Origin of the sequence: Mycolicibacterium lacusdiani (assembly GCF_021916785.1) — a bacterium.
Lineage (GTDB): Bacteria > Actinomycetota > Actinomycetes > Mycobacteriales > Mycobacteriaceae > Mycobacterium > Mycobacterium lacusdiani.
The window spans coordinates 1-11459 of record NZ_JAKCFC010000007.1; the positions used below are offsets into that span (position 1 = coordinate 1).

Here is an 11459-nt window from a genome sequence, read left to right on the forward strand (position 1 = left end):
ACCAGCGACGCCGAACGCTGCGCCGAATACCCACGATGGCTGCACACCTACAATTACCACCGCGGCCACACAGCACTCGGGGGTCAACCACCCGCCAGCCGCGTACCTAACCTCTCAGGTCAGTACACCTAGTCGCGCGCCAGCAGCGACTCGGTCGCGGCGAGCAGCGCGCACGTCGCCAGGCCGTCGATCGCCTCGCGCAGGTCCGGCAGCGACGGGAACGTCGGGGCGATCCGAATGTTCTTGTCGTCCGGATCCTTTCGGTACGGGAACGAGGCTCCGGCCTCGGTCACCGCGATACCCGCGTCCTTGGCCAGCGCCACCGTGCGCTTGGCCGTTCCCGGCCACACGTCGAGGCTGACGAAGTACCCGCCCTTCGGGTCGGTCCAGGAGGCGATCTTCGACTCCCCCAACCGATCGGCGAGGATCTCCGCGACGAGCGCGAACTTCGGCGCCAGCAGCTCCTGGTGGCGCTGCATCTGCAGGCGTACGCCGTCGGCGTCCTTGAAGAACCGCAGGTGGCGCAACTGGTTGACCTTGTCGGGGCCGATCGTCTTCTTCCCCGCGTGCTGCAGGTACCAGGCGATGTTGCCCAGCGAGCCGCCGAAGAAGCTCACGCCCGCGCCCGCGAAGGTGATCTTCGAGGTGGAGGCGAACACCAGCGGCCGGTTCTGGTTCCCGGCGGCCGCGGCCAGGCCCAACACGTCGACCTGACGGTCGAAGTCGTGGGTCAGCGTGTGCACGGCGTAGGCGTTGTCCCAGAAGAGGCGGAAATCGGCTGCGGCGGTGCGCATCTGAACCAGGCGGCGCACCTTCTCCCAGGAGTAGGTCGCACCCGTCGGGTTCGCGTACATCGGTACGCACCACATGCCCTTGATGGCAGGGTCCGCCCCGACGAGTTCCTCGATGAGGTCGACGTCGGGACCGTCCTCGTGCATCGGCACGGGGACCATCTCGATGCCGTAGCTCTCGGTGATCGCGAAGTGCCGGTCGTAACCGGGGGACGGGCACAGGAACTTGATGCCGGTGCCGTCGCGCTGTTCCTCGATCCACGGCCGGGGCGAGTCGACGCCGCCGTGCAGCAGGGAGAACACGACGACGTCGTGCATCATCTCGAGGCTCGCGTTGTTGCCTGCGATGAGGTTGGGCACGGGGATGCCCAGCAGCTCCCCGAAGATCGCCCGCAGCTCGGGCAGTCCGTGCAGACCGCCGTAGTTGCGGGTGTCGGTGCCGTCACCGTCGCGGAAGTCCTCGCCGGGCAGCGTCAGCAGGGCGTTGGACAGATCCAGCTGCGCGGGCGATGGCTTGCCCCGGGTGAGGTCGAGGACCAGTTTCTTGGCCTGCAGTTCGGCGTAGTTGCGTCGTTGCAGTTCGTGCTGCGCCTGCAGTTCGTCGCGGCCGAGGGATTCAAACGACACGGCGCGCGCCTTTCACCGAAACCGGGCCTGGCGGCCCTGAAGAGAAGGGGACCCCGCGCACCCGCCAGAGCCCATTGACCCTTGCTGCCTTCCGGCCCTGGGGGAGTTCACAGGATGGACGCCGCGCGGGGTCCGCAGACGAGTGTAGTACCCGGGCAGATCGGGCTCGACGGGTGCAGACGCCGTCGACTGGTGGGAGCGACCGGCGGGGTCGGCTACCATGGCCCGCGGAGGATTCGCCTAGTGGCCTATGGCGCTCGCCTGGAACGCGGGTTGGGTTAATAGCCCTCAGGGGTTCAAATCCCCTATCCTCCGCACTCGGATTCGGGGTGCGATCGGCGGACTCGCCGGTCGCACTCCGGATACCGAACGACACCTGACTCGAGGAGGAGCATGCGGCGCTGGATCGCGATCCTGTGGCACGCATCGTTCCTGGTCATTGCAGGTGGGTTGTACTTCTTCTTCGTGCTGCCCCGCTGGTATGAGCTGACCGGTGAGTGGAACTCCACGCTCGGCACGGCGATGCGGATCCTGTGCGCCGTGCTGATCGGCCTGGCCGCGCTGCCCGTCGTGTTCACGTGGCTGCGCTCCCGCAAGCCCGAGTACGGCACCCCGCAACTGGCCCTGACCTTGCGCGTCGGGTCGATCGCACTGCACGTGCTCGCCGCACTGCTCATCGCGGGAGCGGCGGTCAGCGAGATCTGGCTGAGCCTCGACGAGGTCGGCCAATGGCTGTTCGGCGTCTACGGTGCGGCCGCCGCCATCGCCCTCCTCGGTGCGCTGGCCTTCTACCTGGCTTACCTCGCTGAGCTGCCGCCACCACCGCCGAAGCCGCTCAAGACCAAGCCCAAGGCGTCGAGCCGCGGCCGCGGCCGGGGCAAGGACGCGGCGTCCGCCCCAGTGATCGAGACCGCGGATACCGAGACCACCGAGGTCACCGATGCATCAGCCGACGAGACGCCGGCGGAGACCGAATCCGCCGACACCGAGGCCGACGCGACCGCAGTGACCGCAGCGACCGATGGGTCTGATGAGACGGCGCCCGACGCCGACGGTAACGCCGGGGAACTCGAGAGCGACAAGGACTCCGGGGAATCCGGTGGCAGGCTGCGCAATCGCCGCGCGACCGGTAAGCCCTCGTCAGGGCTGTTTCGCCGCAATCGCGGCGGGGTAGCCCTCGACGACTGACCAGCCGAGACGCCCTCGTCGACAGCTGGCCGTGCTGCCTGCACCATGGAGTAGGCGCGGGATCCAGCGAGTCGAAGGCGGCGCATGACCAGAATCCTCTTCCGATGGCAGCTCGTCCTCGGTGCACTGTTGGCGATGACCCTGTCGCTGGTGGCACCGACGGCGGCCCATGCGGAACCGGCAGACCTCACCTCGGCCATCCTGGCCGTGGAGCCTGCGACGGTCCGCATCGACACCACCATCGAGTACCAGGGGGCGATCGGTTCCGGAACCGGTTTCGTCATCGACCCGAACGGTGCGGTCGTTACCAACTATCACGTCGTCGCGGGCGCGGACACCATCACGGCCACGGTGGCCGGCCGGTCGTTCACGGCTGACCTGGTCGGTTACGACAGGACCAGGGACATCGCCGTCCTGCAGCTGCGTGGCGCCGGCGGCCTGCCCACCGCCGCCATCGGCGACTCCTCGACGTTGAGGGAGGGCGAACCCGTCGTTGCGCTGGGCAATGCCCGCGGCAGCGGCGGCCCGCTGACCAACGAGGCAGGCACTGTCACGGGGTTCGGCCGCTCGATCAGCGCCAAGGACGAACTCACCGGCAGCTTCGAGCAGATGACCGGATTGATCGAATTCGCGGCACCCGTGCGGGCGGGCGACTCGGGCGGACCGGTGGTCGACTCGTCCGGCCGCGTGGTCGGCGTGACGACCGCCGCGACCGTGAACTTCCGCATGGGCCCCGGCGGTGCCGGTTTCGCGATCCCGATCAACGACGCGCTCGCGACGGCCGGTCAGATCAGGGCAGGCGTGCGCTCCGACAGCGTCCACATCGGGCGCCCGACGCTCCTCGGCGTCGGCGTCAGCACAGGCGACCAGGATCCGTCGGTGAACGGCGTGATCGTGCGCGAGGTGATCCCGGGCGGGCCTGCCCAGGCGGCCGGACTGCAGAACGGCGACGTGCTGATCAGCCTCGACGGCGCGCCGGTGGACTCCGCGACGACGCTGACCAACGTGCTGGATCGGCACTACCCGGGCGACGTCGTCGACCTGGTGTGGATCGACCGGGCGGGTCAGCAGATCAACGGCAAGGCGACGCTCACCTCGTAGTCGGGGCCGGGTTCGGAGATCTCGCGGATTCCCGTTCGTCGCCACACCGCGTCCCTATGCTGAGCGAGTGCCAAACAACACTCCCCTCCGCGTCGTCCAATGGACGACGGGCAACGTCGGCAAGAGTTCCGTCGCGGCGATCGCCGCCAACCCGGGCCTCGAACTCGTCGGCCTCTACGCGTGGTCGCAGGACAAGGTCGGCCGTGACGCCGGCGAGCTGGCCGGTATCGAGCCGCTCGGCGTCGCGGCGACCAACGACGTCGATGCGTTGCTGAAACTGCAGCCCGACTGCGTGGTCTACAACCCGATGTGGATCGACGTCGACGAACTGGTGACGATCCTCTCCGCTGGCGTCAATGTCGTCGCGACGGCCTCGTTCATCACCGGACACAACCAGGGCGAGGGTCGCGATCGCATCGCGGAGGCCTGCGCGCGCGGCGGCTCGACCATGTTCGGGTCGGGAATCAGTCCCGGCTACATCAACTTGCTGGCGATTCTGACGGCAAGTATCTGCGACCGGGTCGACAAGGTGACGATCGACGAAGCGGCCGACACCACCTTCTACGATTCGCCCGCCACCGAGAAGCCGGTGGGCTTCGGCAGGCCGATCGACGATCCCGAACTCCCGACGATGACGACTCGGGGCACCGGCGTATTCGGCGAGGCAGTGCGTCTGATCGGAGATGCGCTCGGCGTCGAACTCGACGAAGTGCGCTGCGATGCGGAGTACGCGCAGACCACCGCCGACCTCGACCTCGGCTCCTGGACCATTCCCGCGGGCTGCGTCGCCGGGGTGTACGCCAGCTGGAAGGGCGTCCTCGCAGGTAAGACCGTCGTCGAAATCAACGTTCGCTGGCGGAAGGGTCAGACGCTCGAGCCGGACTGGAAGATCGAGCAGGACGGCTGGGTGCTCCAGGTCGACGGCAGGCCGACGGTGAAGAACGTCATCAGCTTCCTACCTCCCCCGGATTTCGAGGCGACGACGCTCGAGGAATTCATGGTCCTCGGGCACATCATGACCGCGATGCCGGCGATCAACGCCATCTCCGCGGTCGTGGCCGCCGAGCCGGGCATCGCGACCTACAACGATCTGACGCTGACGCTGCCCCGCGGCGTAGTTGCTGCCAGCTAACGAATAGCCCGTAGCCAGGGCGTTTGCCGACGCTCGACATGGCCGGCCGGGCGAGGGAACCTGCTTGTTGAGCCCCTGACCCGTGGTTACATTGCATGAGACGGAGATCACTCGGCAAGGGAGTTGGGTCTTGATGGCGACGTGGGTGCTGGCTTACCTGGGTGGGTGGACGGTCAGCACAGCCGTCGCCTACCTGGCGGCACGACGGCTGTGCGAGACCGGCATCCCGGCGGGGCGAACCTTTGCTCTGGCCGTCGCCGGCGGACTGTTCTGGCCGCTGTTGCTGGTCGGCGTCATCGAGATGAGTTCGGTGGCCGTGTGGTCTGCCGCGAGGTCATGGCGCAAGCCGGCCACGGTCCCCGAGTCGTGGATGACCCGCACGCCGGACCGCATGCTCCTCGCGATGCGCTAGGCGCCTATTTGACGGCGTTGCCGTCGCTGCCTATTCGACGGCGTTGCCGTCACTTGCCTACTTGACGGCGTTGCCGTCACCGCTTATTTGACGGCGTTGCCGTCAGCGTCCCAGTGGGCGTCCACCTTCTTGCTCGGCTGCACGCGCGGCGGCTCGCCGGGCATCTTCGGATAGCTCGGCGGGTACGGCAGGTCGCCCAGCCCGCGCTCCTCCTCGTCGGCCTTCACCATGTCCAGCAGCCCGTCTATCGAGTGGGCCACGTCCTCGATGTTCGCCCAGGGGTTGGGTCGCCCCGCCACGAAGTCGGGCACGGTGACGATCGTGTAGTCGTCGGGGTCGGCGTCGGCGAGTTCGTCCCATGACAGCGGCGTCGAGACGGTCGCGAGTTCCGTGCGCCGCGCCGAGTACGCCGACGCGAACGTCCGGTCGCGGGCGTTCTGGTTGTAGTCGATGAACAACCGCTCCCCGCGCTCCTCCTTCCACCACGACGTCGTCACCGCGTCCGGCGCCCGCCGTTCCACCTCGCGCGCCAACGCGATGCCCGCTCGCCGGACCTCGATGAAGTCCCAGTCGGGTTTGATCCGGATGAACACGTGCACGCCGCGACCGCCGGAGGTCTTCGGGTAACCGACCAGGCCCAGCTCGTCGAGCAGCGGTTTCAGCACGTCGACCGCGATCTCTCGGGCCTCGACGAAACCCGTGCCGGGCTGCGGGTCGAGGTCGATCCGCAGCTCGTCGGGGTGTTCGGTGTCGGGGCAGCGCACCTGCCAGGGGTGCAGGGTCACGGTTCCCATCTGCGCCGCCCACACGATCGCCGACGGGTGCGTCACCTTCAGTGCGTCGGCGGTGCGGCCCGACGGGAACGTGACGGTGCAACTCTCCAGGTAGTCGGGGCGCTTCACCGGCAACCGCTTCTGGTAGATCTCCTCGCCGCCGATGCCGTCGGGGAAGCGCTGCAGATGCGTCGGACGGTCACGCAGCAGCGCCACCATCGGTTCGGCGACGGCGCGGTAGTACTCGACGAGCTTGCCCTTGGTTCCCGCGGCGCCGAGCTTCGGGAAGTAGGGCTTGTCGGGATTGGTCAGGCGCACCATCACACCGTCGACGTCCACTTCGGTTGCAGGCGTTGCCATCAGGACTCCAAGACGTCGGCGAGGTCGTAGTTCAGCGGTGTGTCCAACTGATCGAAGGTACAACTCGCCGGGTCGCGGTCGGGGCGCCAGCGGACGAACTTCACGGCGTGCCGGAAGCGCTCGCCCGCGCTGCCTGCGCCCTCCATCTGGTCGTAGGCCACCTCGCAGACCTTCTCGGGCCGGATCGGTATCCACCGCTTGTCGGCCGCAGAGTTCCAGCGCGACGGCTCGCCATCGTGGACCTGGTCGCCCTCACGCAACGGCTCGAGTTCGGCCAGCATCTTCAGCCGGTCCTTCGTGGTGAACGACGCTGCACCACCGACCATTTGGAGTTCACCGTCGGGGCGGTAGAGCCCGAGCAGAACCGATCCGATGCCTTCGCCGCTCTTGTGGATGCGGTAGCCGATCGCCACGCAGTCCGCGTCGCGGGCATGCTTGACCTTCACCATCTCGCGCTTGCCGGGTAGGTAGCGGCCGTCGAGGCGCTTGGCGATCACGCCGTCGAGGCCTGCGCCCTCGAACGTCGTCAGCCAGTGCGCGCCCTGCTCGGCCTCCTCGGTGATGCGGGTGACGTGACACCACGTCTTCTCGTGCACCGACTCCGACAGCGCCTGCCGCCGCACCCGGAACGGTTCGGCGAGCAGCGACCGGTCGCCGGTGGCCAGCGCGTCGAAGCCGATGAAGTGGGCGGGCGTCTGCTGCGACAGCAGCTTTACCCGGCTCGCGGCGGGGTGGACGCGTTGACTGAGTGATTCCCAGTCCAGCCTGGTACGGCCGTCGATCTCGCGGGGCACCACGATCTCGCCGTCGAGGACGCAGCGTGGCGCCAGTTCCTCGCGCAGCGACTCGAGCAGTTCGGGGAAGTAGCGGCCCAGATCCTTGCCGTTGCGCGACTGCAGCATCACCTCATCGCCGTCGCGAAACACCAGCGCGCGGAAACCGTCCCACTTGGGCTCGTACGACCAGACGCCGGGGTCGTCGGGCACCTTGGCAGCGGCCTTGGCCAGCATCGGTTCCACGGGCGGCATGACCGGCAGGTCTGCGGTGAAGGGCACGGTGTCCATCCTGATTCACGAGTCAACACATCCGCGAGCAGACGCCAAATCGCACGGGTTGCCCCTGCTGAGTGCGAGTTGGTGTCTGCTCGCGGTAGGTGGACTACCCATCGCGGGGAAACTCATCACCAGGGCGCGACAATGGGCCGGTGCACCTTCCCGTCATGCCCCCGGTGTCGCCGATGCTGGCGAAGTCGGTCCCGCACATCCCCACCGGCCCGCCCGCGCTCTCCTACGAGCCGAAGTGGGACGGGTTCCGGTCGATCTGCTTCCGCGACGGTGACGAGGTGGAGTTCGGCAGCCGCAACGAGCGGCCGCTGACGCGCTACTTCCCCGAACTCGTCGCCGCAGCCCTCGCCGAGCTGCCCCCTCGCTGCGTGGTCGACGGTGAGATCGTGGTCGCGGGTGCCGAGGGCCTCGACTTCGACGCGCTGCAACTGCGCATGCATCCGGCGTCGTCACGCGTGCGCATGCTGGCCGAGAAGACACCGGCGGCGTTCATCGCGTTCGACCTGCTGGCGATCGGCGACGAGGACCTCACGGCACGGCCGTTCGGCGAGCGGCGCGCTGCGCTCGAGCAGGCGCTGGCGGCTTCGGGGCCGTCGTTTCACCTGACGCCGGTGACGATGGACCTGGAAACCGCACACCGCTGGTTCGACGAGTTCGAGGGCGCGGGCCTCGACGGCGTGATCGCCAAGCCGCTGACCATCACCTATCAGCCCGACAAGCGAATAATGTTCAAGATCAAGCACGCTCGCACCGCCGACTGCGTGGTGGCGGGCTATCGCCTGCACAAGTCGGGTGCCGATGCGGTCGGTTCACTGATGCTGGGGCTGTACGACGACGCGGGCGACCTCGCGTCCGTTGGCGTCATCGGCGCGTTCCCGATGGCCACCCGGCGCACGTTGTTGGCCGAATTGCAGCCGCTGGTAGTGCCATTCGACGAGCACCCGTGGAACTGGGGCGGCCATGCGGTCGAAAGTCCGACACCGCGGAATGCGGGATCGCGGTGGAATGCCGGCAAGGATCTGTCGTTCGTGCCGTTGCGTCCCGAGCGCGTCGTGGAGGTGCGCTACGACCACATGGAGGGCCAAAGATTCCGGCATCTACCGCAATTCAACCGGTGGCGGCCCGATCGCGATCCGCGGTCGTGCACCTTCGAGCAACTCGAGCAGCCGGTGGTATTCGACCTCGACGACATCGTGCCGGGGCTCGGGTCGACCAGGCGGTGAGGGCCTCGACGGTGCCCCGCGCGCTGCCCAGCATCTAGGGTGGGCCACGTGGCTCCGGCCGAGGTGCTCGCCGCGGCGCTTGCGCTGTTGCAGGACAACGGTTACGAGCGGCTGACGCTGGAGGCGGTGACGGCCAGGCGGCGCGCATGACGATCACCCACGAGGCCAATCCGGCCACTCCCGACGGCATTTCGCACATCGACGCCACCAAGAAATCCGCGTTCGGCGCGATCAAGGCGACGCCGCTGTCCGATGCCAGCATCTACGTGGCCGGTACCGCGTCCTCCTACAAGGACATTCAGGACGGTGCGAAGTACGACCTGATCATCTGTGCGCTGGCGGCATTGGCGCTGATCCTGCTCATCATGATGTTCATCACCAAGAGCATCGTCGCGGCGTTGGTCATCGTGGGAACCGTCGCGCGGTGCGTCGATCGGGCTGTCGGTTCTGGTGTGGCAGTAGATCTTCGGCATCCCGCTGTACTGGATCGTCGTGCCATTGGGCATCATTCTGCTGCTCGCGGTCGGCGCTGGCTACAACCTGCTGCTGATCTCCCGGCTCCAGGAGGAGGTGGGTGCTGGACTCAAGACCGGCACCGCGGGGCTGGTGTTCGCCGCGACCATGTCGTCGTTCGTCTTCAGCAATCTGGTGGTGCTCGGGCAGATCGGCACCACCATCGGCCTAGGCCTGCTGTTCGACACGTTGATCGTGCGATCGTTCATGACGCCCGCCATCTCGACGCTGCTCGGCCGTTGGTTCTGGTGGCCGCAGATCGTCCGCACCAGGCCTGCCAGCCAGATGCTGCGCCCCTACGGGCCGCGACGCGCGGTGCGCGATCTGCTGGGCCGGGAACCGGACGACAAGCCGGTGTGACGCGCCGCGTCACACCAGCCACAGAAGTCCCTGAACGGCTTGGCCCGACCGAACTACGACTGTCCCGCCTGACGAGCGAATTGCCGACTGCCATGGTCATCGGCAGTCAACGATCGTGATCGATTCGCTGGCCAGGTGGAACAAGTGCGGGTCGACGAGGCCGGCCCGCGCGGTGACTGTTGTGACTCGTGTGACGGGCGCGCTGTGCCGAGTGGGAGGCTAGCCACTGCCCGCAGCGTAGAGGTGCACCAAACCGCTTGCCACGGCGTAGCGGGGACCGTGCACGCCGTCGACGTCGGCGCGCCCCACCGCGATCGGCACGCTGCGCAACGCCTCGGCGACCGCACGCAGCAATTCGTCGTCCATCGCGCCACCGCCGGCGAGCACCAGTGCGGTCGGCGGGGTGTCGAACGCCCGTAGACACCGGGCGATGTTCGCGGCGATCGTCTGCCGCTTGATCGCCAACCGCAGGCTGCGCCACTCCTCGGCGGCCAGCCGATTCGAGAACGGCACCAGGCCCGCGCTGCCGCGGGTGCACAACCTGCCGATCGCCTCGGACGCCGCGGGCGAGTCGAGGAAGACGCGGCGGCCATCCTCCTCGTGCGCGACGTGCGGACCCTCCACCCGGATCGCAGGCGTGCGCTTCACCTGCTCGGCGAGCGCCCGCGGGATCCCGAGCACCCGGGCGACGGCCACCGTGATGGTTTCCCCCGCTCCCGCGGCAACGACCGTGCCGCTCTTTCCGACGAGATCGATGGTGCCGCCGCCGATGTCGCACACCACCGAATCCGGCGGCAGGCCCGGCGTGGTGCGGGCGCCCCATGCCGCGGCCTCCGGCTCGGTGGCGAGCGTACGGGCGGGCCGACCCGTCAGCTCGGCGATCGTGACCGCCGCATCGGACACCTCGTCGGCGGCGAGCATGGCGACGACGGTGCCGCGCGCGTCGGCGACGCCGCGCCGCAGCCAGGCCCCGTCGTCGATCGTCGCGAGGTCGGTGAAGAACGCGTCGGAGACCGCGATGCCGTGTTCGGCGGTCGGCACGGCGCGCAGCCTGATGTGCGTCACGCAGCCCGGCGGTGCCAGGCGCAGGACCGCATGCGCCTGGGCCGGGGTGTAGCGCACCACCTCACCGTCGACCAGGCAGTCGACGTAGTCGTCGTCGACGGCGGGCTGCGGTGGCGGCTCGGTGCGAAGGGTGACGGCGATGGCCGAGGCATCGGCCAGTTCTCGGCAGAACTCCGCGACGTCGTGGATCGCGCCGTGCTCGACGCCGAGCGCGGCCGACAGCGCGATGGGGTCGGCCATCGCTCGGTAGGAGCGCCCCTCCTCGACCACCTCGACGGCGATCAGCGCACCGGCAGGCACATTCACGTCCGCTTCGTCGACGACGGGGACGTCGACCGGGATGCGGTTGCGGATCAGCACGGCGTCGTCCTGGGCGACGACGACCCCGACCACGCGCCTGCCACGTCGCACCGCCTCGGTGATGGTGCGGGCCGCATCCTCGAAGTCCGTTGCGTCGTCGACGGATACGACGATCGGGCCGGCGGTCACGTCGTCGGCGAGCTCGGCCAGCGGTACGTGCCTGCCCACCCCGTATCCCGCGCCGGCCGGGGTGCTGGCGTCCGGTCTGCGCAGGCTTCGCACCGGCGCACGTGGCGAGGTGGCCGGTGGCAGCGGTGCGGTCGAGGTGTCGACGGGACGCAATGCCGAAAGCACCAGCTCGTCGGCGGCGATGCCCGCGTCCACTTCGATCCTGTGCAGCAGCGCTGCGGCGCCGTGCAACGAGTCCCGCGACCCCTTGCGACCGCGCGTCGGTGCCTGGCCGTGCGCGAGCGGTGTCACCGACCCGTCGACGACGCGGGCGAGGACGATCTCGGTGGTGTGGTTGCCGACGTCGATGCCGGCCAGCACG

Annotated in this window: 9 protein-coding genes, 1 tRNA gene, 1 other RNA gene and 2 pseudogenes; 8 read left to right on the top strand and 5 right to left on the bottom strand. The window is 68.5% G+C overall.

Annotation, left to right across the window (positions count from 1 at the left end; translation table 11 throughout):
• Positions 1–132: pseudogene (locus LOK44_RS19960) on the top strand (IS481 family transposase); the annotation flags it as partial.
• Here the strand turns inward: LOK44_RS19960 and LOK44_RS19965 are convergent.
• Together LOK44_RS19965 and ffs are read right to left on the bottom strand one after the other, a co-directional pair.
• Complete coding sequence (locus LOK44_RS19965) at positions 129–1418, bottom strand: aspartate aminotransferase type Ic (protein WP_237571850.1); 1290 nt, start codon at positions 1416–1418, stop codon at positions 129–131. The pseudogene LOK44_RS19960 and the gene LOK44_RS19965 sit on opposite strands and share 4 nt — an antisense overlap.
• A 42-nt stretch (positions 1419–1460) precedes the next feature.
• Positions 1461–1555: signal recognition particle sRNA small type (gene ffs, locus LOK44_RS19970), an RNA gene on the bottom strand.
• A gap of 92 nt (positions 1556–1647) precedes the next feature.
• Between ffs and LOK44_RS19975 the strand changes: the two genes are divergently transcribed.
• The 5 genes from LOK44_RS19975 (at position 1648) to LOK44_RS19995 (ending at position 5251) form a co-directional block, all read left to right on the top strand.
• A tRNA-Ser gene (locus LOK44_RS19975) sits at positions 1648–1733 on the top strand.
• Positions 1734–1811: 78 nt separating this feature from the next.
• Positions 1812–2606: a lipid uptake coordinator LucA gene (lucA, locus tag LOK44_RS19980; protein ID WP_237571851.1), complete on the top strand. Its 795-nt coding sequence runs from the start codon at positions 1812–1814 to the stop codon at positions 2604–2606.
• Between the two features lie 84 nt (positions 2607–2690).
• Positions 2691–3707 (top strand): S1C family serine protease, encoded by a 1017-nt coding sequence (locus tag LOK44_RS19985; RefSeq protein WP_237571852.1) that lies wholly within the window; start codon positions 2691–2693, stop codon positions 3705–3707.
• A 67-nt stretch (positions 3708–3774) separates the two neighbouring features.
• The gene (locus tag LOK44_RS19990) at positions 3775–4839 is read left to right on the top strand and encodes an NAD(P)H-dependent amine dehydrogenase family protein (protein ID WP_237571853.1); all 1065 of its coding nucleotides are present in this window, start codon (positions 3775–3777) and stop codon (positions 4837–4839) included.
• Between the two features lie 133 nt (positions 4840–4972).
• Positions 4973–5251 carry a hypothetical protein gene (locus LOK44_RS19995; protein ID WP_237571854.1) on the top strand — a complete coding sequence of 93 codons (279 nt, stop codon included), beginning with the start codon at positions 4973–4975 and terminating at the stop codon, positions 5249–5251.
• An 83-nt stretch (positions 5252–5334) separates the two neighbouring features.
• Here the strand turns inward: LOK44_RS19995 and ligD are convergent, their stop codons facing one another.
• Positions 5335–6384, bottom strand: a complete 1050-nt coding sequence (gene ligD / locus LOK44_RS20000; protein ID WP_237571855.1) for a non-homologous end-joining DNA ligase — start codon at positions 6382–6384, stop codon at positions 5335–5337.
• Entirely contained in the window at positions 6384–7412 is a 1029-nt protein-coding gene (locus tag LOK44_RS20005; RefSeq protein ID WP_372481285.1) for an ATP-dependent DNA ligase, read from the bottom strand. The genes ligD and LOK44_RS20005 overlap by 1 nt, the downstream gene beginning before the upstream one ends.
• A 176-nt stretch (positions 7413–7588) precedes the next feature.
• Between LOK44_RS20005 and LOK44_RS20010 the strand changes: the two genes are divergently transcribed.
• Both LOK44_RS20010 and LOK44_RS20015 read left to right on the top strand, forming a co-directional pair.
• Positions 7589–8671: an ATP-dependent DNA ligase gene (locus LOK44_RS20010; RefSeq protein WP_237571857.1), complete on the top strand. Its 1083-nt coding sequence runs from the start codon at positions 7589–7591 to the stop codon at positions 8669–8671.
• Between the two features lie 128 nt (positions 8672–8799).
• A pseudogene (locus tag LOK44_RS20015) lies at positions 8800–9544 on the top strand (MMPL family transporter); the annotation flags it as partial.
• Positions 9545–9763: 219 nt separating this feature from the next.
• On the opposite strand, the gene LOK44_RS20020 reads toward LOK44_RS20015, so the two are convergent.
• Positions 9764–11458, bottom strand: a complete 1695-nt coding sequence (locus tag LOK44_RS20020) for a diol dehydratase reactivase ATPase-like domain-containing protein (RefSeq protein ID WP_237572108.1) — start codon at positions 11456–11458, stop codon at positions 9764–9766.
• Position 11459: the final 1 nt, after the last annotated feature.

Coding starts and splice junctions, on each gene's coding strand:
- lucA (WP_237571851.1), top strand. CDS start 1,812: ATGCGGCGCTGGATCGCGATCCTGTGGCACGCATCGTTCCTGGTCATT.
- LOK44_RS19985 (WP_237571852.1), top strand. CDS start 2,691: ATGACCAGAATCCTCTTCCGATGGCAGCTCGTCCTCGGTGCACTGTTG.
- LOK44_RS19995 (WP_237571854.1), top strand. CDS start 4,973: ATGGCGACGTGGGTGCTGGCTTACCTGGGTGGGTGGACGGTCAGCACA.
- ligD (WP_237571855.1), bottom strand. CDS start 6,384: ATGGCAACGCCTGCAACCGAAGTGGACGTCGACGGTGTGATGGTGCGC.
- LOK44_RS20005 (WP_372481285.1), bottom strand. CDS start 7,412: ATGCCGCCCGTGGAACCGATGCTGGCCAAGGCCGCTGCCAAGGTGCCC.